Here is a 24,851-nt window from a genome sequence, read left to right as displayed (position 1 = left end):
ATCGACGGCATCCATTTGCATCCGCACGGACATATGGCAATGTACGATGGACAATACTGGATTTCCGATTTCAAGCAGTGGCGTGGCTTCTATCCCGGTCCCGATTACCGGTCCGCACGACCGGATTACAAGATCTATCGCCACGATTGAGGTTGCATCCATGAGAAAATATCTGGCGATTTTTGTTGCCACGCTGTTGCTGAGTTTTAACGGCACCTCATATGCAGGAAACCCGACCCACGCCGAACAAGCAACTCCCGAGACCCGCGTAAGAGATTTCTACGCATGGTTCATTCCCCGCCTGGCCGCAGACCGAGACTATCCGATCATGGAAAAGGAGATATACAGGCACGTTGTAAAACCAACCGTCGATTTATTGCGAAAGCAATATCAGGCCAACAAATTGTCCGAAGATGCGGAGTACTTCACGAAAGTACAAGACTTCGACGAGAAAGATTGGTCCGGGCATATAGCGGTGCATCCAGTCTTCATGCTCGACGGCGTGGCGCTCGTGGCTGTTACGTTCGGCTCGAAAGACAAACAGACCAATATCGTGTTTTTGCGCCAGGAAAACGGAATCTGGAAGATCACCAAGGTCGTAGACACGCTCGACTATCGCTGACAGCTCAGCGTTACCTTGCCTGGCGACGCGCAGCGCTCAAGGCCGCCACGGCGCATTTCGACGCGGCCTCAAAAAGCGCGTCGACAAGCTTACGGAAACACGTGCGGCTTCGGAATTCCCGCGCCATGCTCGATATCGTCGACGGCCTGCCGACGCGCGCTTTCCACCGCTTCCGCTTGCTCGGCAAAGCCCGCGTCGCCGCCGACCGTGGTCCACGGCTTGACGGCCTTCTCGCGATGACGGATTTCGTACTCCGCGTCCCAGCGCGCGCCGCTCAGTTCGAGCGGACGAACGTGAATCGAATACACGCCGTATTGGAACAGCTGTTCAGCCATGATCGCCTCCACCCGGTCGAGCCCGCAGCGGCGCGCCGATGCGCGAGCACGCGCGACGCGCTGCCCCTTGGTTCGGCCTACAGTTCGATTTCCCCGAGGATACGATGTGCGAGCGCTTTGGCTTCTTCGAGCGCTTCTCCCGGCGTCGACGACGTCGAGTCGACCTCGTAGAGCGTGGTCTCCTGATCGTCGCTGGGTTCGCCCTCGTCGCGCGCGAGGGTGACGACACCTTGAAAGGCGTCCTGTGCGACTTCCCTTATCGACGCAGTGGCCGTGTAGATCCCTTTGGTGTAGGTGACGTCCTCCATGGCCTCGCTCCTTTTCGCAAAGGTTTCGATATTTTCATCCTAGCACGGCGTGGCGGGATCGGTTCCCGCCCAGGGCGGCTTCGCGCCGCGCGACGCGCTCGACATCCGTCACGCTACGCGCGTCCCAAGGCAGCAGAATTACAGAGCCGCGTTTTACAGCAACGCGACCACCTCGTCGAGCGTCGGCGCGTGCGCGCCGGCGTGGCCGCAAGCCGCCGCGCCGGCCGCGAGCGCGAATGCGAGTTGCTCGGGCCATCTGCGTTGCGGCGCGCTCATCAGGCTGAACAGCAGACCGCCGATCGACGCATCGCCCGCGCCGACCGTATCGACCACTTCGACGCGCGGCGGCTTCGCCTCGATCACCGCGGCGCCGTCGAGCAGCATCGCCGCGTCGGGGCCGCGCGTGACGAGGACGGTGGCGGCCGGATTCATCGCGCGCAATTGCGCGAGCGCGGCGGCTTCGTCGCTGGTCCTGAAGAACATGCGCAAGTCTTCGTCCGAAACCTTGATCAGATCCGCGAGCGCGGCCATCTGGCGCAATGTCGGCTCGTAGCCGTGCTCCATCAGATTGCGATAGTTCGGATCGAAGCTGATCTTCACGCCGTGCGAACGCAACTCGGCAGCGAGCGCCGCGAGCGTATCGCCGAGCGGCTGACGCGCGAGGCTGATGCCGCCGAAGTGCGCCCACTTCACTGCGTTCATCCAGCCGGCCGGTAGCCTGGCTGGATCGAACGCGAGATCGGCGCTGTTCTCGCCCATGAAGAAGTAGGCCGGCGGATGCGTCTGATGCACGATCGCGAGCAGCGGCGGGTGCTCGACGCGCTGCAGGAAGCGCATATCGAGCCCGGCGGCGACGCTCGCGTCCCACAGTTCGTCGGAAAAGTTATCGACGCCCAGCGAGCCCGCGCACGCGGTCGGCAGGCCGAGCCGCGCGACGCAGCGCGCGACGTTCCAGCCCGCGCCGCCCGGACGCGACAGCCAGTGCGATGCGCCGGTGCGCACGAGATCGGTGAGGATGTCACCGGCGGACACGAAAACGGGGAGTTCGGTGGTCGCGCTCATTGTGCTTTCTCCGCTGAAACCGCTGCGGCGGGCGCGGTCGATCCAGCCGACGCGTCTTCGCCGAGCGCATGGGCGAGCACTTCGTAGCACGCGCCCATCGTGTGATAGTCGGTCTTGCCGGCCGGGCTCTTTTCGTCGCTGTACTTGCGGTTGTCGCAAGTCAGGATGCGATACCACGCCCCGTACTTGTGGTCGACGAAGTGCGTCCAGCTATAGCGCCAGATCTCGTCGTACCAGTCCCAGAAGCGCTCGTTGCCGGTGCGCTTGCCGAGCAGCGCGGCGGCCGCGAACGTTTCGGCCTGCACCCAGAAATACTTGTCGTGATCGCACACGGTGCCGTCGGGGCCGAAACCGTAGTAGAGGCCGCCGTGGTCTTCGTCCCATGCGTGCGTCATCGCGGCGTCGAACAGTTCGATCGCGCGCGGCAGCAGCCACGGCAGCGGACGGAAGCGTTCGAGAATCAGCAGCAGCTTCGCCCATTCGGTCTGATGGCCGGGCTGGAAGCCCCACGGACGGAAGATGTCCGAGCTGTCTTCCTCGTTGTAGTGCCAGTCGACCGACCAGTCCGCGTGAAAGTGCTCCCAGACGAGCCCCTGCGACAGCTTCGCCTGGCGCAGCGTGATGTTCGACGCGACCCGCTCGGCGCGATCGAGATACACCAGATGGCCGGTCGCCTCGTGCGCGGCGAGCAGCGCCTCGGTGGTATGCATGTTCGCGTTCTGCCCGCGATACGTGCTGACGCGCCAGTCGGCCGATGCGTCGTCGGCATAGAGGCCGGCGGCGGCGTCCCAGAAGCGGTGCTCCATCAGCTCGAAGGTCGCGCCGATCATCGGTTTCGCTTCTTCGATGCCGGCCATCGCCGCGTGCGAGTACGCGAGCAGCACGAACGCGAGGCCGTAGCAGTGGCGCGTCGCGTCGAGCGTGCGCTTTTTGCCGTCGCGCCATTCGATTTCCCAGTCGTAGCCCTCGTGCTGCGAGTCCCAGTGCGCGTCGCGCAGAAAGCGCAGGCCGTGGCGCGCGTATTCGAGGTGCTTCGGGTCGCCGAACTGCCGGTACGCCATCGCGTAGTTGAACACGTAGCGGCAACTGCTGACCAGGTGGCGCGTGGTGCGGTTGTAGATCGAACCGTCGTCGCGGAAGAAGTGGTAGAAGCCGCCGCTCGGATCGAGCACGTTCGGCGCATAGAAGCGCAGCGTGTCCTCGATGTGCGCGAGCAAAAACTCGCGCTTGCGGAAGCTGGCGACCGGCGGCGCCTTCGCGACGTCGGTGGAAGGGTGATGCGGATCGGTTTTCGTCATGGCGTTTTCACCAAAGTACTGGCACGGGCAACGAGTTGAACGGGCAAGCGGACTTCGAGTTCGGCGGGCGAGTCTTCGAGCAGCAGATCGACGCCGCGTCGGCCGAGCGCCTCCTTGTCGACTGCGATCGTCGATAGCGGCGGGGTGGCGTGGGCGGCGGCAGGAATGTCGTCGAAACCGATGATCGCGATGTCGTCGGGCACGCTGAGGCCGCGCCCGAGGCACACGCGCAGCGCGGCGAGCGCGGCGGCATCGTTGAATGCGAAGACGGCGTCGGGGCGCGGGCCCGGCGCATCGAGCAGGCGCTGCATCGCGCGCGCGGCGCCGGTGTCGGGATCGAGCCCGGCGTCGATGTTCACTTCGAGCGACGGGTCGAACAGCAGCCCAGCTTCGAAGAACGCGCGGCGGTAGCCGAGCGCGCGCTCGGCGATGCTGAAGTGCGCGAGCGAGCCGCCGATGAACGCGACGCGCTTGCGCTGCTGCTCGAACAGATGGCGCATCGCAAGGGTGGCGCCACCGGCGTTGTCGAGATTGACCGAGCGCAGGCCCGGCGACCATAGATCGATCAGCACCAGCGGGCGTTGCATCGCGACCAGCGTGGCGAGCGTTTCGGGCTCGACGAAGCCGGCGATCGCGACGGCGTCGGGCGCGTGCAGGCGCATCTGGTGAATCACGTCCTCGGTCGGCCCGGCGGTCAGCACCGACGGCACGATGCCGCGCTCGCGGCAAGCGTCTTCGACGCCGTGCAGCACGTGCGAGAAAAACGGGCTCGCGGCGAAGTTGTTGTGCTGACGATGCAGCAGGAAAGTCAGGCGGCGGATGCGCGGACGCAGCTGCGCCGAATCGTAGCCGAGTTGCCGCGCCGCTTCGACGACGCGTTCGCGCGTGGCCTCGGAAAGGCCCGGCTGATTTTTGAGCGCGCGCGACACGGTGCCGATCGAAACGCTGGCTGCGCGGGCGACGTCGCGGATGGTTGTGGCCATCGAATGAAGCTGCCGCGCGAGGCGAGGCAGCACGGGTTCAGGTCGGGCGATTGTATAGTAAAACGCTGCTAAAACAGCCCGCAAAACGCCCGCGCAACACCGGTAAATACCCGTATTTAATGGAGTTGTCTGAAGTTGGATTGTTTAGTAAAAAAGACTAAACAATAGGTGAGCCGCCGTTTTAGAGGCACATCCAGAATCGTCCTATGCCATCCGGCCGAGGCGACAACAAGAGCGTTTGCGCGTGAAATAACGACAACGGCCAATGAAGAGCCAAAAGAAAAAGCCGCCCGAAGGCGGCTTGCTTCACACGATCAAAACGACGCTCAGGGAGGGCGCTTATGAATGTCCGGTTCGCATTGCGAGTGTGTTCAACGGCGCGCGACGGCGGCGGCGGGTCGCCGCGCCGCCGCCTCGCTCTCGCCGCTGAGGTCGCGGGCGCCCCAGCGCTGCGCGAGCGCGGCGCAGACCATCAGCTGGATCTGGTGGAACAGCATCAGCGGCAGCACCACGGCGCCGACCGCGTGCGACGCGAAGATCACCTTGGCCATCGGCACGCCGGCGGCGAGGCTCTTCTTCGAGCCGCAGAAGATGATCGTGATCTGGTCCGCGCGATTGAAGCCGAGCCGCTTGCTCACGAAGATCGTCACGCCCAGTGCGAGCGCGAGCAGCACGCAGCTCACCACGACGAGGCCGCCGAGCGCAGAGAGCGGAATCGTGTGCCACAGGCCTTCGGTGACGGCCTCGCTGAACGCGCCGTACACGACGAGCAGGATCGAGCCCTGGTCGACGAACTTCAGCACGCCGCGATTCTTCTCGATCCACTTGCCGATCAGCGGGCGCAACAGTTGGCCGGCCACGAACGGCACGAGCAGTTGCAGCACGATGTTGCCGATCGTGTGCCACGGCGAAGTGCCGCCGCTCGCAGCCTGATTCGTCACGATGAGGCTGACGAGTGCTGGGGTGACGAAGATGCCGAGCAGGCTCGAGGCGGACGCGCTGCATACCGCGGCCGGCACGTTGCCCTTGGCAATGGACGTGAACGCGATCGACGACTGGACCGTCGATGGCAGCGTGCAGAGGAAGAGGACGCCGGCGTAGAGCGACGGCGTGACCAGCGGCGAAAGGACCGGTTTAAGCGCGAGGCCGAGCAGCGGAAACAGCGCGAACGTGCTCAGCAGCACCACCAGGTGAAGGCGCCAGTGCGTCGCGCCCGCAATGATCGCCTCGCGTGACAGCTTCGCGCCGTGCAGGAAGAACAGCAGGCCGACCGCGATGTTCGTCACCCAGTTGAACCCCACCGCGGCCTGCCCATGAACGGGCAGCAGGCTGGCGAGGATCACGGTGCCGACGAGGCACAGCGTGAAGTTATCGGGAAGGAATCTCGGACGGGCCATGTCGCAATCTCAATTCAATGACGCGGTGTGAGCACGGGACGGGCCTGTCAGGGCGCGGTGCGTGCCAATGGGAAACGGCTATTGTTGTCGAAAGTCGATTGAAAACGCAAATTCATTTGCCGAATCGATTAATGAAGTTTGTGCATTGACTCGCGTGGCGCACTCGATTTCAGTATTGGCGACGTGCTCACGCGCCACAAACCGTTTAACCCTTGACGTGGCAAGCGGCGTTTATTTGCAACAAACGGGGTTCGCGCGGAGTAGGCGAAAACGCCTCGAAGCATGCCCCAAAGGCGTACCCGAACAAGGGCTCCAGCGCGGAAAACGCCGCAGTAACAGGGTGTTACATCCACCGACGAGACCTAACACTTTTTGGCTCGACACCCTCTGCCCACGCCCATAAATTACTCAGTCAAAGGCCGCAGGGATGCCTGCGTCGCGGCAGGCACGCGGCGCTTTTCTCCTCCCGCAACAGGTCCATCGCAGCTCGAACGGTGGATTTCAGGCAAGTCTTCGGGCGTGAGAGTCACAAGGTGGACGGGTTGTCGAGAACGAGGCACTGGGCGTGGGGCGCGGTCATCGCCGTGCTGTGCTCGTTCGCCTATGCGAAGGGGCAAGGTGTGCCACATGGCGGCGGTGGCGCCGTGGGCGGCGCTTATTCGCACCACGTTGGCGGGCACGCGCCGCGCATGGAGATCCGCGGCGACGGCCATTACGCCAGGGCGGGTGGCGCGCCTGCTCCGCGCGGCTCGCGCAATGCGACGGCTTGGCGTGACGCACGCGCACAGCGCGGCAATCCGAACATCGCGGACGCCAATTTTGGTTATGGCTTCGGCAGCTACAAGTCCGGCATGCGCCGTGTCGGCGAGCCGTCCAGCTATGCCGGCGCGATCACGCCGGTCAGTGCGGAAGCGCGTCCGGTACCGCATCCACCGTCCAACATGCCGATGCGCAACGGCTCGATCCGCGCCGACGTTGCCCGCTACAACGAAGAGCGCGGCGCCGCGCGTCCAATGCAACGCCCGTCCGACGATCCGCGGCAACCGGGCGGTTCACCCTATCGCAATTAGCTGAGCGCGATTTACCTGATCGATTCGCGTCACGTGGGCAACGTTCGCCGCTACCTGAACGGGTGAGGCTGCCGGCTTTACACGCAACGCGACCGCATGTCACCTGTCGCAAAACCCGTTCTCCAGATCCCTTCCCGCGATCCCCCGCGCGCCTTCCTCTGCGCCGGAGCTCCGAATCTGACGTATCGACGCCACACTTTTTTGAAAACGCTCGGCATCGAAGTATCGGTCAGCGTCAAATCTTGGCATTCTGCCGCGTCGCGTCATCGGCCCTTCATTTAAGGCGTTCCGGCCGCCCTTGCGCGCGGTTCGCCGCATGCCGCATGGCATCCGGGGCGCCGGCCGCAGTCCATCTGAAAGTGTCCTATCAAGCCGATAACCGACCAAACTAATCAGACCGATATACCCGCAATAAGCAGCGATATTTTTGTTTATAAAAATGGTCCGCAAAGATGGACCCGCCCAGATTGACTCGACGATCGAACGGATAACAACAACGTTTCGCGCGAGCGCGCCCTTTCGCACAGCCACACCTTTTTGACAAAGATTGGAGAACCAATGAACACAAGCCTCAGCACCGCGCTGAAGACTACTCTCAAGGCCACCGCATGCGTCGCCGCGCTGGCGAGCGCATCGTCGGCATTCGCGCAATCGAGCGTGCAGCTCTACGGCCAGGTCGACGAATGGGTCGGTGCGCAGAAGTTTCCGGGTGGCAAGACCGCGGTAGTCGTGTCGGGCGGTGGCATGTCGACGTCTTACTGGGGCTTCAAGGGGACCGAGGATCTGGGCAACGGCTACAAGGCGATCTTCACGATCGAAGGCTTCTTCCGCGCGCAGACTGGCGAGTTCGGCCGCTTCACCGGCGACACGATGTTCTCGCGCAACGCGTACGTCGGCATCGAATCGCCGTACGGCACGGTGACGGCCGGCCGTCTGACGACGCCGCTGTTCGTGTCGACGATCTTGTTCAACCCGTTCATCGATTCGTACGTGTTCTCGCCGATGGTCACCCACGTGTACCTCGGCCTCGGTACCTTCCCGACCTACACGACCGATCAGGGCGTGACCGGCGACTCGGGCTGGAACAACGCGGTGTCGTATGCGACGCCGAACTTCAACGGCCTGTCGGCGACGGCGATGTATGCGCTCGGCAACACGACCCAGAACGGCGCGAAGAAGTGGAGCGGCCAGGTTCTGTACTTCCACGGCCCGTTCGCGGCGACCGCGGTGTACCAGTACGTGAACTTCAACAACGTGCCGGGCGACCTCGGCAGCTTCGAAACCTCGGGCGTGCCGGGTCTGCGCAGCCAGAGCGTTGCGCAGGCGGGCGTGTCGTACGACCTGAAGTTCGTCAAGCTGTACGGCCAGTACATGTACACGTACAACAACCAGCAGGTGACGAGCTGGCACGTGAACACCGGACAGGGCGGTGTCACGGTGCCGTTCGGGCCGGGCTCGGTGATGGCGTCGTACGCGTATTCGCGTAACGGCGGCGGTTCGAACCAGACGCGCCAGACAGCGGCGGTCGGCTACGACTATCCGCTGTCCAAGCGCACCGACGTCTATGCCGCGTACATGTATGACCACATCACCGGTCAGTCGAGCGGCAACACGTACGGCGCGGGGTTGCGCGCGAAGTTCTGATTTCGGCCTACGGTTTCAGCGCAAAGCCCGCGTTCCGCCCGGAACGCGGGCTTTGTCGTTTTCAGCGCAGTCGAATACAGGTGTTTGCTGCCGTTCCTTTGATAAACCCGGCAAAATGGCGTGGATTGATTCCTGAAGCGAGCGACTGAGATGGACACCCTCGTCAGCATGAAAGTGTTTCGCCACGTGGTCGACGCAGGTAGCTTCGTCGGTGCGGCGGACAAGATGGAGATGTCCGCGGCGATGGCGAGCAAGCATGTGATGCATCTGGAGCAGCAGCTCGGCGCGCGGCTGCTGAACCGCACTACGCGCCGCGTCGCACCGACCGAGGCGGGCCGCGAGTACTACGAGCGGCTCAGCCAGGCGCTCACCGAACTCGACGAGGCAGGCCAGGCGGTCGGCGCGGCGAGCGTCGTGCCGCACGGGCGGCTGCGGGTGTCGTCGCTATCGGCGTTCGGCCTGAATCACGTGATGGCCGCGGTCGCGGACTACGCCGAGCAGTATCCGCAGGTCACCGTCGATATGACGCTGTCCGACCGCGTCGTCGAGCTGATCGACGAGGGTTTCGACGTCGCGATTCGCGCGTCGCCGGGCGGGCTCAAGTCGTCGTCGCTGATCGCGCGGCAGATCGCGACCGCGCATCTGGTGCTGTGCGCGTCGCCCGCCTATCTGCGCAAGCATGGCACGCCGAAGTGCGTCGCCGATCTCGCGCGCCACAACTATCTGCAATACGCGGGCGTGTCGGCACTCGAAGTCGCGACCGGCGACGCGAGCTCGCGCGTGCGCCTGTCGGGCAACCTGATCGTCAATCAGCTCGAGGCGCAGCGCGTGGTCGTGCTGCACGGCGCGGGCATCGCGATGCTGGGCACCGAGGTGATCGGCAGCGATCTCGCCGAAGGGCGGCTCGTGCCGCTGCTCGTCGACGAAGTGCCGCCGCGCGAACTGCCGATCCACGTCGTCTACACGAGCCGCCGGCATCTGTCGGCCAAGGTGCGCTCGTTCGTCGATTTTCTGGCGGCGCGGTTCGCGAACGAATCGCTGTGGCCGTCGCTTGATGAGATCAAGGCGTTGGCGGTGCGGTAGCGTTTCACGAAGCAGCTAACAGACGCCGCCAATCGGCCGCCCGGCGCCCCGGCGCCGTCTTACCCCGTTTCTATATACTGATTGTCAGCACCCATCAGTTAAATGAATTGGGGGAGACATGACCGATCTGTCCACGCCGCAGCGTGCCGGCAGCCACGAGCTGCCCGCGGGCCGGCGCCTGCGCTTCGTCACCGCCGCCGCACTTTTCGACGGCCACGACGCGTCGATCAACATCATGCGGCGCATCCTGCAGGCGAGCGGCGTGGAGGTGATCCACCTGGGCCACAACCGCTCCGTCGCCGAAGTCGCGACCGCCGCGCTCAACGAGGACGCCGACGGCGTCGCCGTGTCGAGCTACCAGGGTGGTCACAACGAATATTTCCGCTATCTCGTCGAGTTGCTGCGTGCGCGCGGCGGCGAGCGCATCAAGGTGTTCGGCGGCGGAGGAGGCGTGATCGTCCCCGAGGAGATTGCCGCGCTGGAACGCGACGGCGTCGAAAAAATCTACTCGCCGCACGACGGTCAGCGGCTCGGCCTGCAAGGCATGATCGACGACATGATCGCGCGCTGCGTCGAAGGCGCGCGCGCGGCCGAGGCGGCGCGGCCGACGCCGGTGCGCGAATGGGTCGCCGAGCTGGCCGCGCGTCCATTGCCGCTTTGCGTCGAGGCGGATGCTCCACACGGCCGCACTGCCCCCGGCTCGTACCCTGACGATCCCGCCGCGCCGATCTTCCGCCGCCTCGCGCAACTGATCAGCGCGTTCGAAACGAACACCGTCGACGCCGCCGCACGCGACCAGCTATCGACGCTCGCGCACACCACGCGGGTTCCCGTGCTCGGCATCACCGGGACCGGCGGCGCGGGCAAGTCGTCGCTGACCGACGAGCTGATCCGCCGCTTCCGGCTCGACTACGACGACACGCTGAACATCGCCGTGCTCGCGATCGATCCGTCGCGCCGCAAGTCCGGCGGCGCGCTACTCGGCGACCGCATCCGCATGAACGCGATCGGAGAATGGGGCGGCGGCGCACGGGGCGACGCCCGTGTGTATATGCGCTCGATGGCGACGCGCGAGGCATCGACCGAACTCTCCGACTCTCTGCCCGCCGCGCTGATGCTGTGTAAGGTCGCGGGTTTCGATCTGATCGTCGTCGAGACCTCGGGGATCGGTCAGGGCGATGCGGCGATCGTGCAGTTCGTCGACGAATCGCTGTATGTGATGACGCCGGAGTTCGGCGCCGCGAGCCAGCTCGAGAAGATCGACATGCTCGACTTCGCGAGCTTCGTCGCGATCAACAAGTTCGATCGCAAGGGCGCGCAGGATGCGCTGCGCGATGTCGCCAAGCAGGTGCAGCGCAACCGCGCGGACTTCGCGACATCGCCCGATGCGATGCCGGTGTTCGGCACGATCGCGTCGCGTTTCAACGACGACGGCGTGACCGCGCTGTACCTGCGCATCGCCGCTGCGCTGCGCACCCACGGCCTGCGCGACGGCGGCGCCCGGCTTAGTGCTCCCGAAGGTCTGCGCTTTTCGAGCAACCTGCACGCGATCGTGCCACCCGCGCGCGTGCGCTATCTGGCCGATATCGCGCAGACGGTGCGCGGCTATCGCGAGCGGGCCGACGCGCAGGCGCAGATCGCGCGCGAGCGTTGGCAGCTCTTCGAGACGCGCCGCATGCTCGGCGAAGCGGGCAACGACGCCTCATCGCTCGACGCGCTGATCGAGCAACGCAACACCGCGCTCGGCGAGCGCGAACGCAAGCTGCTCGATGCGTGGCCGCAAACGGTGGCCGCCTATACCGGCGACGAACACGTGGTGCGCATCCGCGAACGCGAAATCCGCACCGCTCTGACCGTGACGACGCTGTCCGGCTCCGAAATCCGCAAAGTGTCGCTGCCGAAATTCGTCGATCACGGCGAGATCCTGCGCTGGCTGATGCTCGACAATCTGCCCGGCTATTTCCCGTTCACCGCTGGCGTGTTTCCGTTTCGCCGTGAGAACGAGGACCCGACGCGCATGTTCGCGGGCGAGGGCGATCCGCAGCGCACCAATCGCCGCTTCAAGCTGCTGTCGGAAGGCATGCCGGCCAAGCGGTTATCCACCGCATTCGACTCGGTAACGCTGTACGGCGAGGAGCCGCACGAGCGCCCGGATATCTACGGCAAGGTCGGCAATTCGGGCGTGTCGGTCGCGACCCTCGACGACATGAAGACGCTCTACGACGGCTTCGACCTGTGCTCGCCGGAAACATCGGTGTCGATGACGATCAACGGCCCCGCGCCGACGATCCTCGCGATGTTCTTCAACGTCGCGATCGACCAGCAGCTTGCTTTGAAAGAGCAACAGCAAGGCCGCCCGCTGACCGAAGCCGAACTCGCCGCAACGCGCCGTGCGGCGCTCGAAAACGTGCGTGGCACCGTGCAAGCCGACATCCTGAAGGAAGACCAGGGGCAGAACACTTGCATCTTCTCGACCGAATTCAGCCTGAAGGTGATGGGCGACATTCAGGCGTATTTCGTCGAACACGGCGTGCGCAATTTCTACTCGGTGTCGATCTCCGGCTATCACATCGCCGAGGCCGGCGCGAACCCGATCTCGCAGCTCGCCTACACGCTCGCGAACGGATTCACCTACGTCGAGGCGTATCTCGCGCGCGGCATGTCGATCGACGACTTCGCGCCGAATCTGTCGTTCTTCTTCTCGAACGGCATGGACCCGGAGTACACGGTGCTCGGCCGCGTCGCGCGACGCATCTGGGCGATCGCGATGCGCGAGCGCTATGGCGCGAACGAGCGCAGCCAGAAGCTGAAGTATCACGTGCAGACGTCGGGCCGCAGCCTGCACGCACAGGAGATCGATTTCAACGACATCCGCACGACGCTGCAGGCGCTGATCGCGATCTACGACAACTGCAATTCGCTGCACACCAATGCGTTCGACGAAGCGATCACGACGCCGACCGAGGAATCGGTGCGCCGCGCGGTCGCGATCCAGCTGATCATCAATCGCGAATGGGGGTTGGCGAAGAACCAGAATCCGAATCAGGGCAGCTTCGTGATCGACGAGCTGACCGATCTGGTCGAGGAAGCGGTGCTTGCCGAGTTCGAGCGGCTCACCGAGCGCGGCGGCGTGCTCGGTGCGATGGAAACCGGTTATCAGCGCGGACGGATTCAGGACGAGTCGATGCTGTACGAGCATCGCAAACATGACGGCTCGTATCCGATCGTCGGCGTGAACACGTTCGTGAGCGCGCATCCGCATGAAGCGCCGCGTCCGCTGGTGCTGGCGCGTTCCACCGAGGCGGAAAAGCAGAGTCAGCTGCGGCGGCTACGGGATTTCCAGACGCGCCACCGCGACGCCGCGCCTGAGGCGCTCGAACGCCTGAAGCGCACGGTGATCGACGACGGCAACGTGTTCGCGGTGTTGATGGACGTGGTGCGCGTGTGTTCGCTTGGGCAGATCACCCACGCACTGTTCGAGGTGGGCGGGCAGTATCGTCGGAATATGTAGGCCGCGAGGGGCGGCCCGGCCCGCCCCCGTTCAACACCTTCAGCGCGCGATGCCGAGCCGCGCCTTCGCGTCGTCGTATTCCTTCTTCAGACGCCGCACGAGTTCGGCGACGCCCGGCACGTCGTCCATCAGGCCGACGCCCTGGCCTGCGCCCCAGATGTCCTTCCACGCCTTCGCCTTTTCGCTGCCGAAGTTCATCTTGGTCTTGTCCGATTCGGGCAGCGCGTCCGGGTCGAGCCCCGCGTTCTGGATGCTCTCGCGGATGTAGTTGCCATGCACGCCGGTGAACAGGTTCGTGTAGATGATGTCCGACGCCTTCGCGTTGATGATCGCCTGCTTGTAGCTGTCAACGGCATGCGCTTCTTTGGTCGCGATGAAGCGCGTGCCCATGTACGCGAGGTCCGCGCCCATCGCCTGCGCGGCGAGAATCGAGCCGCCGTTCGCGATCGAGCCCGACAGCACGATCGGGCCGTCGAAAATGCGCCGCACCTCGCCGACCAGCGCAAACGGCGAGGTGGTGCCCGCGTGGCCACCCGCGCCCGACGCAACCAGAATCAAGCCGTCGACGCCTGCTTCCAGCGCCTTCTGCGCATGACGCAGATTGATCACGTCGTGCAGCACGATGCCGCCATAGCTATGCACCGCATCGACGATCTCGCGTGCCGGCGCGCGCAGGCTGGTGATGAAGATCGGCACCTTGTGCTCGACGCACACGCGCACGTCGTGTTCGAGCCGCGCATTCGACTGATGAACGATCTGATTGACCGCGATCGGGCCGATCACCGCATCCGGGTTCGCGGCCTTGTGCTCGGCGAGTTGCGCCTGGATCTGCGTGAGCCACTCGTCGAGCAGCTCGGCTGGACGCGCGTTGAGGGCTGGAAACGAGCCGACGATACCGGCCTTGCACTGTGCCAGCACGAGTTCGGGATAGCTGACGATGAACATCGGTGAAGCGACGACGGGCAGCGCGAGGTTTTGCAGAACGGCGGGCAGTGCCATGGTGCGAATCTCCAGATTGGGCCAACCGATGCGGCGCGCGCCCGGCGGACAGATGAGTTTAGCGGCGGCACGCGGCTGCGGCGTCTCGGGCGGCGAATGCGTATGGCAATCGCACGAAACCGGCATGCCGTAGTCGCGACAAACATTTAAGAACGATCGTTCGATTATAGGCGAAGTGGACGACCACCGCGCGTTAGGGCCATCCGAAGCGGTTCGAAGGAGTATTCAGGTTCCACGTCTGCGTGGGTTATCCCACCTCGCACGGACTTGTCGGCCTTCTACAATGCACGGACCTCAAACGATCAACGAGACGTCATGGCCTTCGAAAATTTCACGCCTTTTCGTGTCCCCGTGGGCGATGTCGATATTTTCGGAGTGAAGGGCGGCGCCGGGCCGCCTCTGTTGCTGCTGCATGGCCATCCGCAATCGCATCTGATCTGGGAACGCTGCGCCGCGCCGCTCGCGCAGCACTTCACGGTGATCGCAACCGATCTGCGCGGCTATGGCGCGTCGGGCAAACCACCGAGCGATGCGACGCACACGCCGTATTCGAAACGCGCGATGGCCGCCGACCATGTCGCGGTGATGCGCCACTTCGGCTTCGAGCGCTTCCTCGTCTGCGCGCACGATCGCGGCGCGCGCGTCGCGCACCGCATGGCGCTCGATCACGCCGAGGCGGTCGAGCGTCTGATGCTGCTCGATATCGCGCCGACGCTCGCGATGTACGAAGCCACCGACCGCACGTTCGCGACGCACTACTTCCATTGGTTCTTCCTGATCCAGCCCGAGCCGCTGCCCGAAACGTTGATCGGCGCGAATCCGGCCGCCTATGTCGACGCGGTGATGGGCGGACGTCACGCGGGCCTCGCGCCGTTCGACCCCGCCGCGCTCGACGCCTATCGGGCAGCGCTCGCGCAACCGGGCGCGGTGCACGCGATGTGCGAGGACTATCGCGCGTCGGCGAGCATCGACCTCGAACATGATCGCGCGGATATCGAGCGCGGCAACAAGATCGGCTGTCCGCTGCGCGTGCTGTGGGGCGACAAGGGCGTGGTCGAAAAATGCTTCGATGCGCTCGACGAATGGCGGCATGTCGCGCGCGACGTGAGCGGCCGCGCGCTATCGTGCGGGCACTATCTGCCCGAGGAAGCGCCGGACGAACTGGTCGCCGAGATGCTGTCGTTTTTCGAGGCGGTCGAAAAATAAGCGCCGGGCCGCTTCGCGCGGCCTTGGTGCGACCTTGGTCAGCCGAGCGGCGGCAGCCGCCGCGCGACCGGCGTCGACTTGACGATCGCGGTGCTGGTTTCCGCGCGCTCGGTCACTTTCGACAGGATCTCGTCGAGCTGCTCGATCGAATGCAGGTACAGGCGGCAGATGAAACAGTCGTCGCCGGTCACCTTGTCGCATTCGACGAACTCCGGAATGCGCCGGATCACTTCCTCCACCAGGTGCAACTGGCCGGGCAGCGGCTTCACGCGCACGATCGCCTGCAGCGTGAAGCCGAGCGCACGCGGATCGATCTGCACGGTGAAGCGCTCGATCACGCGCTGCGCTTCGAGCCGCCGCACGCGTTCGGCCGTGCTTGGCGCCGACAAGCCGACGACGCGCGCGAGTTCGCTGACCGGCTGGCGCGCGTCCTGCGCGAGCGCGGCGAGCAGTGCGCGGTCGGTGTCGTCGAGTGCGACCGGTGCGATCGATGCAAGGCGTTTGCTCATGATGGCCTTCGTTTATGAGGTGAAAAAGCAGTAACGCTTAAGTTTAGCCATGTATTCGCGTGGGTGGATTCATTACACTGCCAGTTATGCAGTCATCAATCCGGGATCGAATCATGGCTTCAAACAAGGCTTCAGCGACGAGCTCGAGCAGTTCGTCCAGCGACATCCGCCGCGGCGCGGCCGAGATGAGTATTGCGATGCTGATGTCGGGCACGATCGGCTGGCTCGTCGTGTCGTCGCAGCAAAGCCCCTTTAACGTGGTGTTTTTCCGCTGCATCTTCGGCGGCGCGACGCTCGCGCTCGTGTGCGCGGTGCTCGGCCTGTTTCGCCGCGAGCTGTTTTCGTGGAAGATGCTCGGCCTCGCGTTACTCGGCGGCGCGGCGATCGTCGTGAACTGGGTGCTGCTGTTCGCCGCGTATTCACGCGCGTCGATTTCAATGGCGACGGCCGTCTACAACACGCAGCCGTTCATGCTGGTCGGGCTCGGTGCGCTGGTGTTTCGCGAGCGCATCAGCGCGTCGACGATCGCGTGGCTCGTGGTCGCGTTCGTCGGGCTCGTGTTCGTCGTGAAGGTCGAGCCGGCCGTGCTCGCGGTGCCGGGGCAATATCTGGTCGGCGTCGCCTATGCGGTCGGCGCGGCGGCGATGTACGCGGTGTCGTCGATCATCACGAAGCGGCTGAAGGGCACGCCGCCGCATCTGCTCGCGCTGATCCAGGTGTCGCTCGGCGTGTTGTTGCTCGCGCCGTTCGTGCGCTTCGACGCGTTGCCGGCAAGCGGGGTGCAGTGGCTCGAACTGGTCGTGCTCGGCGTCGTCCATACCGGTCTCATGTACGTGCTGCTGTATGGCGCGATTCAGAAGCTGCCAACGTCGATGACGGGCGCGTTGTCGTTCATCTATCCGGTGGTCGCGATCATCGTCGATCGGATTGCGTTCGGACAGACACTCGCATGGATTCAGGTGCTGGGCGCCGCGCTGATTCTGCTGGCGGCGGCGGGCGTGAATCTCGGGTGGCGGATCGTGCCGCAAAAGAAGCGCTTATCGTCCACGTAATACCGATTTGACACTCGATCGGATATTGCCAGGGATTCCGGAATAAAGCGCGCGCATTCGAACGCCTAACGCGGCTTGATGACAGAATATGTATGCATTTGTAAAACGCGGTGTCATTTTTCTGTAGGGAAATCACTGATGCGTTGCGAATATTCACACGCGTATCATTGGTGGCGACGCTGATCACGTCCACACAGATGTTCCGCCGCTCGCCTTGTCGGGCGGCTTTCTTTTTGTAGGTACGGTTTTGGTTCCGGGGCGCTTTCGACGGCACCGGCTGAACGGGCCAACCCCACGTTCAACGCCGCGCGAGAATGCGCGTGCCGTCCACTTCGAGCGGTCCACCATTTGCCGCGAGTTCCCCGATCATTCCCGTTAGCAACGCTGGCCATTCGCTGCGTGGCTTCAGCATCGACGCGGCGGCGCGCATCACGGACGCGTCGTCGAGCAAGCGCAAAAGCGTGTCCACGCTCATCTCGCGAACTTCGAGCAGCTTGAATACGATCAGCACCTTCAGCGCGTTCCTCGCGTTGCGCGCGGGATCGGCACGCAACCAGGCTACGCGCGACATCGCGCGGTCGAGCGCCGGTTCGACATGCGTGAACGGCGCGCCGTGGCCTGGGATGACCACGCGCACGTCGAGTGTCGCGATCATGTCGAGCACGGCCTGCTGCTCGGCAAAGCCGCTTTCGCCTTCAAGTTCGGGAAAGATCACGCCGAAGCCGTTTTCCCATAGCGCGTCCGCGCTGATCAGCAAGCGTTCGTCCGCGCAATAAAGCATCAACGAATGCGGATCGTGGCCCGGTGCGCCGAGCACCTGCCAGTCGAGTGCGCCGAGCCGCAAGCGCGCGCCGCGTGCGAGCGTGCCGGAAAAACCGAAGCGCTCGCAGGTTTGACCGGTCGCGCGAAAGCTGAGGCGCGTTTCGTCCCAGTCGCGTACGGCATCGGCTTCGGATGACGGGATCAACGTGCGACACGGCCATGTGGCCTGCAACAGCGTGTTGCCGCCGCAGTGATCCGAATGCAGATGCGTGTTGACGATCAGATCGAGCGGCCGCGTGTGCAACGCATTGCGCACCAGCGCGACCGTCTGCGAAGCGTGCGTCGCATAGCCGGTATCGACGAGCGCCGCGCAGGTTTCATCGACGAGCAGCACATTGTTCGACGACAGCCAGCCGCGCTCGAACACCTGGATCGATGCGGGCAGCGCGATCATGGTGCGGCCGTTTTCGATTGCGCGTGCTCGAGCGCGTCGGGCTTCGGCATCACGAGGATCGTCGAGGTGCCCGTCAGCAGCAGTTCGCCGCGCTGATTGACCACGGTGCCTTCGAGGTAGGTCAGGTCGCCGCTCAGGCTCGGCTTCCAGTGAGCGTCGCGCACACGCCATGTGATCGTCAGCGTGTCGTGCGCCTGCACAGCCTTCTTCAGCTTGATATCGAATTCGAGGCCGAGCGGTTGCGCGTAAGTAGAAAAATGCGTGGCGAGCAGCGCCATGAAATACGCGGTGGGTTGCGTGCCCGACGCGATCAGCCCGCCAAAGCGGCTTTGCGCGGCATACGCTTCATCGTGATGCAGCGGGTTCAGATCGACAACGAGCGTTGCGAACGATTTGATCGACTCCACCGACAACTCTACCGTCGAACTGAACGTCTCACCGAGCGTGACGACGCGCGGCGCGGCTTTCATTGCTTCTCCTTCGCCGTCGATGCGGTGCGGCCAGCAATGAACTCCGCGTGGCGCGCTTCGATCGCGTCCCATACCGCGCGCTTATCGTCGTCGTCGAACGTCGACCAGCCGGCGATTTCGTCCATCGTGCGCAGGCATCCTTCGCACCAGCCGGTCGACGCATCCATCCTGCATACGTTGATGCACGGCGACGGCACGCAGACGTCGCCGGCTTTTTGTTCGTAAGGCTTACTGCTCGCCATCGTGTTCAGGCCGTCTCGCGCAACGCGACATCGACGACCGGCGCGCCCGTCAGCGCGATCAGCTCCTGCGCGGTCAGATTGAACACTGCGTGCGGATGACCAGCGGCCGCCCACAGGCTCTCCAGCTCGAGCAGATCGGCATCGATCAGCGTGACCGGCTCGGTCGCATGGCCGACCGGGCACACGCCACCGATCGCATAGCCGGTTTTTTCACGCACGAACTTCGCGTCCGCGCGGCCGATCTCGCCGACCTGCGCGGCCACCTTCTTTTCGTCGACGCGATTCGCGCCGCTCGCGATCACGAGCACCGGGGCGTCGTCTTCGCGGCGCCGGAACAGGATCGACTTCGCGATCTGCGCGACCGCGCAGCCAAGTCCAGCGGCCGCTTCGGCGGAAGTCTTGCCGGTTTCCGGCAGCATCACGATTCGCCCCGCGTGACCGCGTTCGCGCAGCAGCAGCGCGACGCGGCGTGCCGAGTCGGGCAGCGCGGCGAGATCGTCGGAGTCGAAGGACGCGAGGTCGTTCATCGTTGGAAATCCTGATTCAAAAATGGATGGAGCGTTTATACGCAGGTATTCGCTTCGCTGCGCGCCTTCGCGAGCAGCGCTTTGCCGGCGCGCGACATGTTGGTCCGGCCGATCGCGTTCGAAATGAAGTCGCCGATCTCGACCACCTGGGCGAGGTCGATGCCGGTCTCGATGCCGAGGCCGTTCATCAGGTACAACACGTCTTCGGTCGCGACGTTGCCGGTCGCGCCCTTCGCGTACGGGCAACCGCCGAGCCCCGCGACCGATGCATGAAAAATCTCGATGCCTTCGAGCAGCGCAGCGTAAATGTTCGCAAGCGCCTGGCCGTAGGTGTCGTGGAAGTGTCCCGACAGATGCTCGCGCGGAAACACTTCGGTCACCGCCTCGAACACTTCGCGGGTGCGCTTCGGCGTGCCCACGCCGATCGTGTCGGCGATATCGATCTCGTCGCAGCCGAGCGCCGCGAAGCGCTTGACGACGTCGATGACCGACGCGACCGGCACCTCACCCTGATACGGACAGCCGAGCGCGCACGACACGCTGCCGCGAATCCGCAGGCCATGTTCTTTCGCCGCTGCGGCAACCGGCGCGAAGCGCTCGATGCTCTCGGCGATGCTGCAGTTGATGTTCTTCTGCGAGAACGCCTCGCTCGCCGCGCCGAAGATCACGATCTCGTCGGCGCGCGCGGCGAGCGCGCCTTCGAAGCCGCGCAGGTTCGGCGTCAGAACCGAGTAGATGGTGCCGGCGCGGCGCTCGATGCCAGCCATCACGTCAGCGCCGTCGGCCATCTGCGGCACCCATTTCGGCGACACGAACGACGCCGCTTCGACGTTGCGAAAACCCGCCGCCGACAGCCGGTTGATCAGTTGTATCTTGGTCGCGGTCGGCACGAATTCCTTCTCGTTCTGCAGCCCGTCGCGCGGGCCCACTTCGACGATTTTCACTTGTTGCGGTAAGGCCATGATGTGTCTCCGATCCGATGCGGTTTTACCGCAGTCCCATCCACGATGGGTGCTGCCGCATTGCTGTGATTCAGTTCAGCCCGCGCGCCTGCGACGCGCGCGGGCGTGGGAATTCACCTAGTAGCCGCGCTCCACCTGCACTATTCCGCTCACCTGCTCACCGCGCATCATCGCGCCGATCTTGTCCGCGACCTGCGCGACGCTGTCCTCGCGCAATGTCAGCGCCGACGTATGCGGCGTGATCGTGATGCGCGGCTCGCGCCAGAACGGATGATTGGCGGGCAGCGGTTCCTCGCGGAACACGTCGAGCGTCGCGGCGGCGAGCTGGCCGCTCGCGAGCGCGGCGAGCAGATCCGTTTCGACCAGATGCGCGCCGCGCGCGACGTTGATCAGATATGCGCCGCGCGCGAGCTTCGCGAAGACTCGCGCATTCAGCACGCTTTCCGTGTCGGGTGTATGCGGCAGCAGATTGACGAGCACCTTCGCGCCGTCGAGGAAGCGATCGAACTGCACGTCGCCGGCGAACGTCGCGATGCCGTCGATCCGCTTCGCGCTGCGGCTATAGCCGCGCACCGGCAGGCCGAACGACGCGAGCATTTGCGCGACCTGCGTGCCGAGCACGCCGAGACCGAGCACGCCCACCGTGAACGTTGCGCGCGGATGCGGCTCGAGCACTTTCCAGCGGCGCTCGCCCTGCAGCATCTGGTATTCGTCGAAGCGGCGCAGATAGCGCAGCACCGCATGCGTCACATACTCGGCCATCTGCGCGCCCATGCCGGTATCTTCGAGGCGAATCAGCGGCACTTCGGGCGGCAACGTGCCGGGGTGCGCGCGTTCGAGCGCGAGAATCGCATCGACGCCCGCGCCGAGATTGAAGATCGCGCGCAGCGTCGTGCGGCCGGCCAGCATCTCGCGCGGCGGACGCCAGACCACCGCGAAATCGGCTGGCGCGTTGTCGCCGGGCTGCCATTCGCGCAGCTCGGCCGCGGGCAAAGCGCGCGCGAAGTCGTGCAGCCAGGCGGCGGCTTCGGTGTGCGGGGCGTAGAAGAGTATTTTCATGCGGTACCGATTGCGGCGGCGTCGATCTGCGCATCAGCGGGGCGGACTGTCAGCGCGCCTCGGCGATGGGGCGACGCGAGCGGCATCGGGTCTCCTCCCGTTATGAAATAGGCTTCATTCTACTTTTTCGACGCAAATCGCGCGCGTCTGCGCACGGGCGTGCGCTTCGGGATGCGTGTAGTCGCGGGCGTCGAGCCCGCTCGCACCGGCGCATTTCTTCGTTTGCCCCATAACGAAAGCACAAAATCTTGGTTCATCGACGCGCGACCGAGCGGGACAATGATTGCCCGGATTCCCTGCGCAGCGAGGCACGCACATGCTTTCATGCACCCGATCGAGCTGGCCGCCACGGCTCGTCACCGTTCCCGGCCTGCACGGCAGCGAAGGCGCGCATTGGCAAACCTGGCTGGAGCGGCAGTTCGCGCGCTCGTTGCGGGTCGAGCAGGCCAACTGGGACGCGCCCGATCTCGCGCTATGGGCAAAGTCGTTGCGCGATCTGCTCGCGCGCGAACGCGGTCCGTTCGTGCTGGCCGCGCACAGCTTCGGCTGCCTTGCGACTGCGCATGCGTTGCAGCAGGGCGCACTCGCCAGCGACGTGGTCGGCGTGCTGTTCGTCGCGCCCGCGAGTCCGCGCAAGTTCGAATCCGCGGGACCGTTCGACGCGCGACGTCTGGGCGTGCCGTCGATCCTGATCGGCAGCGAAACCGATCCGTGGATGACGCTTGCCGACGCGCGCAATCTCGCGCAGCGTTTCGGCAGCGCGTTCGTCAATCTCGGCGATGCGGGGCATATCAACACGGCGGCGGGCTTCGGTCCTTGGCCGCGTGCGAAGTACTTCGTCGATACGCTCGTGCACTGCGCGGCGCCGCTGCGCTTTCGCGAGGAGGCGATCGATACGGTGCAGCATGCGCTCGTGTGAGCACCCCGCTGCGGCGCGCGCCAGGTAAGCAATCCGTTAGAATCCCGCGTCATGCCGCGTATGCGCGGCTACAGGTTTTGATCATCGACAGACGGGGAAACAATGAAGGGCAACACGGGGACATCACGCCGGCTCACAGTGGTCGTGACGGCAGGCATCACACTAGTTGCGCTCGCGTTCGGCGGCGTCACGACAGCGCGCGCTGATACGTCGCTGCTGAACGTGTCGTACGACGTGACGCGCGAGCTGTACAAGGACATCAACGCGGGCTTCATCGCGGATTACAAGCAGAAGAGCGGTGAGACGGTGTCGGTGCGGCAGTCGCACGGCGCGTCGAGCGCGCAGGCACTGTCGGTGTTGCAGGGGTTGCAGGCCGACGTGGTGACGATGAATCAACCGAACGACATCGACCTGCTCGCCGAAAAGGGCCACCTGGTCCCCGCCAACTGGCGCGCGCGTCTGCCGGACGATAGCGCACCCTACACGACTACGATGGTGTTCCTCGTGCGCAAGGGCAACCCGAAGCACATCAAGGACTGGGACGACCTCGCGAAGCCCGGCGTCCAGGCGGTGATCGCGAATCCGAAGACCTCGGGCAACGGACGTTATACGTATCTCGCCGCGTGGGGTTATCGCAAGCAGCAGGGCGGCACCGACGCGCAGGCGCTCGACTTCGTGAAGGCGATCTTCCGCAACGTGCCGGTGCTCGATACCGGCGGCCGAGGAGCGACGACGACGTTCACGCAGCGCGGTATCGGCGATGTGCTCGTCACGTTCGAGAACGAAGTCTCGCTGATCGATACGGGTGTCGGCGCGGGCGGCTATGAAGCGGTGTATCCGTCGCTGAGTTTGCTCGCGGCGCCGCCGGTGTCGATCGTCGATAAGGTCGTCGACAAGCGTGGCACGCGCAAGCAAGCGCAGGCATACCTCGACTATCTGTGGTCGCCGGCCGCGCAGGAGATCATCGCGCAGCATCATCTGCGTCCGCGCGACAAGAACGTCTTCGCGAAGCATGCGGCCGAGTTCAAGCCGATCAAGACCTTCACGGTCGAGCAGATGTTCGGCAGTTGGCAGAAGGCGCAGGACACGCACTTCTCCGACGGGGGGACGTTCGATCAGATTATTGTTGATCGGAAGTGAGCGTCGGGCTTTTCGTCAAAAGAAAAGGCTGCCTCACAAAATGAGGCAGCCTTTTTTATTTCCGCACGCTTGGCGCATGCGAGTTACCGATGCAGCGACTCCGCGACTCAATTCGCCGCGCCGTGATCCCCATGCCCATGCGCACATCCTCGCTCGCACTCACTCTGCTCAACTGGCATTTGCAGCGCAGCCTCAGCGCGAATGCCCAGACGCGCGAGCAGCTTGCGGTCCGCTTCCGCCTGCGGGTTGCTCGTGGTCAGCAACTGATCGCCGTAAAAGATCGAATTCGCGCCCGCGAGGAAGCACATCGCCTGCAACGCCTCGTCCATCTGTTCGCGGCCAGCCGATAGACGCACCATCGCGCGCGGCATCGTGATGCGCGCAACCGCGATCGTGCGCACGAATTCGAACGGGTCGATCGGTTCGGTGCCGGTCAGCGGCGTGCCTTGCACCTGCACCAGATTGTTGATCGGCACCGATTCCGGATACGGCTCCATGTTTGCGAGCTGCGCGATCAGCCCCGCGCGTTCGCGGCGCGATTCGCCCATGCCGACGATGCCGCCGCAGCACACGTTGATGCCCGCGTCGCGCACGCGTTCGAGCGTGTCGAGCCGATCCTGATAGGTGCGCGTCGAAATGATCTGGCCGTAGAACTCCGGCGACGTATCGAGGTTGTGGTTGTAGTAGTCGAGGCCCGCATCACGCAGCGCCTGTGCCTGGTGCGTTTCGAGCATGCCGAGGGTCACGCAGGTTTCGAGGCCCATCGCCTTCACGCCGCGGATCATGTCCTTGATCGGCTCGAGGTGGCGATCCTTCGGATTGCGCCACGCGGCGCCCATGCAGAAGCGCGTCGCGCCGTTGTCCTTTGCGAGTTTCGCTGCGGCGAGCACTTCGTCGACCGGCATCAGCTTGTCGGCCGCGAGACCGGTGTCGTGATGCACCGACTGCGGACAGTACGCGCAATCCTCTTCGCAGCCGCCGGTCTTGATCGACAGCAGCGTCGACAGTTGCACCGCATTCGCGTCGAAATGCTCGCGATGCGTTTGCTGCGCGCGAAACAGCAGGTCGTTGAACGGCAATTCGTACAACGCGACGATATCCGCGACGCGCCAGCGCGCGAGCGGCTTCGCTTCAGTGGCGGCGCCCGTCGAATTGCCGTTGGCGGCGCTCGTGTCGGCGCTGCCCGTTGCGATATTCAGTTGTGTCATGTGATCGATCCTCGTGTACGGATGAAATG

24 protein-coding genes are annotated in these 24,851 nt (G+C 64.4%); 9 read left to right on the top strand and 15 right to left on the bottom strand.

All coding sequences use genetic code 11. The features are described from left to right. Nucleotides 1-46: 46 nt before the first annotated feature. A complete protein-coding gene (locus G5S42_RS28190) occupies nt 47-622 on the top strand; it encodes a DUF3828 domain-containing protein (RefSeq protein WP_246392087.1) in 576 nt (191 codons plus the stop codon). An 89-nt stretch (nt 623-711) separates the two neighbouring features. Here the strand turns inward: G5S42_RS28190 and G5S42_RS28185 are convergent, their stop codons facing one another. The 6 genes from G5S42_RS28185 to G5S42_RS28160 form a co-directional block, all read right to left on the bottom strand. Continuing rightward, entirely contained in the window at nt 712-957 is a 246-nt protein-coding gene (locus tag G5S42_RS28185; RefSeq protein WP_176109741.1) for a hypothetical protein, read from the bottom strand. A gap of 77 nt (nt 958-1,034) precedes the next feature. Beyond that, entirely contained in the window at nt 1,035-1,265 is a 231-nt protein-coding gene (locus tag G5S42_RS28180; protein ID WP_176109740.1) for a hypothetical protein, read from the bottom strand. 153 nt (nt 1,266-1,418) lie between these two features. Continuing rightward, nucleotides 1,419-2,327, bottom strand: coding sequence for a carbohydrate kinase family protein (locus tag G5S42_RS28175; protein WP_176109739.1), 909 nt, complete (start codon nt 2,325-2,327; stop codon nt 1,419-1,421). After that, on the bottom strand, nt 2,324-3,625 hold the full coding sequence (locus G5S42_RS28170) for an AGE family epimerase/isomerase (RefSeq protein ID WP_176109738.1): 1,302 nt from the start codon (nt 3,623-3,625) through the stop codon (nt 2,324-2,326). The genes G5S42_RS28175 and G5S42_RS28170 overlap by 4 nt, the downstream gene beginning before the upstream one ends. Beyond that, nucleotides 3,622-4,608: a LacI family DNA-binding transcriptional regulator gene (locus G5S42_RS28165; RefSeq protein WP_176109737.1), complete on the bottom strand. Its 987-nt coding sequence runs from the start codon at nt 4,606-4,608 to the stop codon at nt 3,622-3,624. The genes G5S42_RS28170 and G5S42_RS28165 overlap by 4 nt, the downstream gene beginning before the upstream one ends. Nucleotides 4,609-4,979: 371 nt before the next feature. Beyond that, nucleotides 4,980-6,005, bottom strand: a complete 1,026-nt coding sequence (locus G5S42_RS28160; RefSeq protein WP_176109736.1) for a bile acid:sodium symporter family protein — start codon at nt 6,003-6,005, stop codon at nt 4,980-4,982. 533 nt (nt 6,006-6,538) lie between these two features. Here G5S42_RS28160 and G5S42_RS28155 point away from each other — a divergent pair. The 4 genes from G5S42_RS28155 (at nt 6,539) to icmF (ending at nt 13,313) form a co-directional block, all read left to right on the top strand. Beyond that, a complete protein-coding gene (locus tag G5S42_RS28155; protein WP_312883644.1) occupies nt 6,539-7,075 on the top strand; it encodes a hypothetical protein in 537 nt (178 codons plus the stop codon). Between the two features lie 558 nt (nt 7,076-7,633). Next, a complete protein-coding gene (locus tag G5S42_RS28150; protein WP_176109735.1) occupies nt 7,634-8,719 on the top strand; it encodes a porin in 1,086 nt (361 codons plus the stop codon). 150 nt (nt 8,720-8,869) lie between these two features. Continuing rightward, nucleotides 8,870-9,802 (top strand): LysR family transcriptional regulator, encoded by a 933-nt coding sequence (locus G5S42_RS28145; RefSeq protein ID WP_176109734.1) that lies wholly within the window; start codon nt 8,870-8,872, stop codon nt 9,800-9,802. Nucleotides 9,803-9,920: 118 nt separating this feature from the next. After that, nucleotides 9,921-13,313 (top strand): fused isobutyryl-CoA mutase/GTPase IcmF, encoded by a 3,393-nt coding sequence (gene icmF, locus G5S42_RS28140; RefSeq protein WP_176109733.1) that lies wholly within the window; start codon nt 9,921-9,923, stop codon nt 13,311-13,313. A gap of 39 nt (nt 13,314-13,352) precedes the next feature. On the opposite strand, the gene G5S42_RS28135 is transcribed toward icmF, so the two are convergent. Next, the gene (locus G5S42_RS28135; RefSeq protein WP_176109732.1) at nt 13,353-14,312 is read right to left on the bottom strand and encodes an NAD(P)H-dependent flavin oxidoreductase; all 960 of its coding nucleotides are present in this window, start codon (nt 14,310-14,312) and stop codon (nt 13,353-13,355) included. Between the two features lie 315 nt (nt 14,313-14,627). Here G5S42_RS28135 and G5S42_RS28130 point away from each other — a divergent pair, with 315 nt between their 5' ends. Continuing rightward, the gene (locus G5S42_RS28130; RefSeq protein ID WP_176109731.1) at nt 14,628-15,518 is read left to right on the top strand and encodes an alpha/beta fold hydrolase; all 891 of its coding nucleotides are present in this window, start codon (nt 14,628-14,630) and stop codon (nt 15,516-15,518) included. A gap of 38 nt (nt 15,519-15,556) precedes the next feature. On the opposite strand, the gene G5S42_RS28125 is transcribed toward G5S42_RS28130, so the two are convergent. Then, nucleotides 15,557-16,027: an Lrp/AsnC family transcriptional regulator gene (locus G5S42_RS28125; RefSeq protein ID WP_176109730.1), complete on the bottom strand. Its 471-nt coding sequence runs from the start codon at nt 16,025-16,027 to the stop codon at nt 15,557-15,559. 113 nt (nt 16,028-16,140) lie between these two features. On the opposite strand from G5S42_RS28125, the gene G5S42_RS28120 reads away from it, so the two are divergent. Further along, nucleotides 16,141-17,079, top strand: a complete 939-nt coding sequence (locus tag G5S42_RS28120) for a DMT family transporter (protein WP_176109729.1) — start codon at nt 16,141-16,143, stop codon at nt 17,077-17,079. 298 nt (nt 17,080-17,377) lie between these two features. Here the strand turns inward: G5S42_RS28120 and G5S42_RS28115 are convergent, their stop codons facing one another. From G5S42_RS28115 to G5S42_RS28090, 6 genes are all read right to left on the bottom strand, one after another. Next, nucleotides 17,378-18,295 carry an MBL fold metallo-hydrolase gene (locus G5S42_RS28115; protein WP_176109728.1) on the bottom strand — a complete coding sequence of 306 codons (918 nt, stop codon included), beginning with the start codon at nt 18,293-18,295 and terminating at the stop codon, nt 17,378-17,380. Next, the gene (locus tag G5S42_RS28110) at nt 18,292-18,765 is read right to left on the bottom strand and encodes a MaoC family dehydratase (protein WP_176109727.1); all 474 of its coding nucleotides are present in this window, start codon (nt 18,763-18,765) and stop codon (nt 18,292-18,294) included. Before G5S42_RS28110 ends, G5S42_RS28115 begins: the two co-directional genes overlap by 4 nt. After that, nucleotides 18,762-19,007 (bottom strand): DUF1289 domain-containing protein, encoded by a 246-nt coding sequence (locus tag G5S42_RS28105; RefSeq protein ID WP_176109726.1) that lies wholly within the window; start codon nt 19,005-19,007, stop codon nt 18,762-18,764. The genes G5S42_RS28110 and G5S42_RS28105 overlap by 4 nt, the downstream gene beginning before the upstream one ends. 5 nt (nt 19,008-19,012) lie before the next feature. After that, on the bottom strand, nt 19,013-19,534 hold the full coding sequence (locus G5S42_RS28100) for a YbaK/EbsC family protein (protein ID WP_176109725.1): 522 nt from the start codon (nt 19,532-19,534) through the stop codon (nt 19,013-19,015). Nucleotides 19,535-19,569: 35 nt separating this feature from the next. Then, nucleotides 19,570-20,496, bottom strand: coding sequence for a hydroxymethylglutaryl-CoA lyase (locus tag G5S42_RS28095; protein ID WP_176109724.1), 927 nt, complete (start codon nt 20,494-20,496; stop codon nt 19,570-19,572). Between the two features lie 117 nt (nt 20,497-20,613). Then, nucleotides 20,614-21,555, bottom strand: a complete 942-nt coding sequence (locus G5S42_RS28090) for a 2-hydroxyacid dehydrogenase (RefSeq protein ID WP_176109723.1) — start codon at nt 21,553-21,555, stop codon at nt 20,614-20,616. Between the two features lie 316 nt (nt 21,556-21,871). On the opposite strand from G5S42_RS28090, the gene G5S42_RS28085 reads away from it, so the two are divergent. Beyond that, nucleotides 21,872-22,474: an RBBP9/YdeN family alpha/beta hydrolase gene (locus G5S42_RS28085; protein WP_176109722.1), complete on the top strand. Its 603-nt coding sequence runs from the start codon at nt 21,872-21,874 to the stop codon at nt 22,472-22,474. A 102-nt stretch (nt 22,475-22,576) separates the two neighbouring features. Further along, nucleotides 22,577-23,614: a sulfate ABC transporter substrate-binding protein gene (locus G5S42_RS28080; protein WP_176109721.1), complete on the top strand. Its 1,038-nt coding sequence runs from the start codon at nt 22,577-22,579 to the stop codon at nt 23,612-23,614. A gap of 107 nt (nt 23,615-23,721) precedes the next feature. Here G5S42_RS28080 and bioB read toward each other — a convergent pair whose 3' ends face one another. Next, nucleotides 23,722-24,822 (bottom strand): biotin synthase BioB, encoded by a 1,101-nt coding sequence (bioB, locus tag G5S42_RS28075; RefSeq protein WP_176109720.1) that lies wholly within the window; start codon nt 24,820-24,822, stop codon nt 23,722-23,724. Between the last annotated feature and the right edge of the window lie 29 nt (nt 24,823-24,851).

Source organism: Paraburkholderia youngii (assembly GCF_013366925.1).
Taxonomy (GTDB): Bacteria; Pseudomonadota; Gammaproteobacteria; order Burkholderiales; family Burkholderiaceae; genus Paraburkholderia; species Paraburkholderia youngii.
The sequence above is the reverse complement of the archived record's forward strand: the minus strand, read 5'-3'. Positions and strand labels throughout refer to the sequence as shown.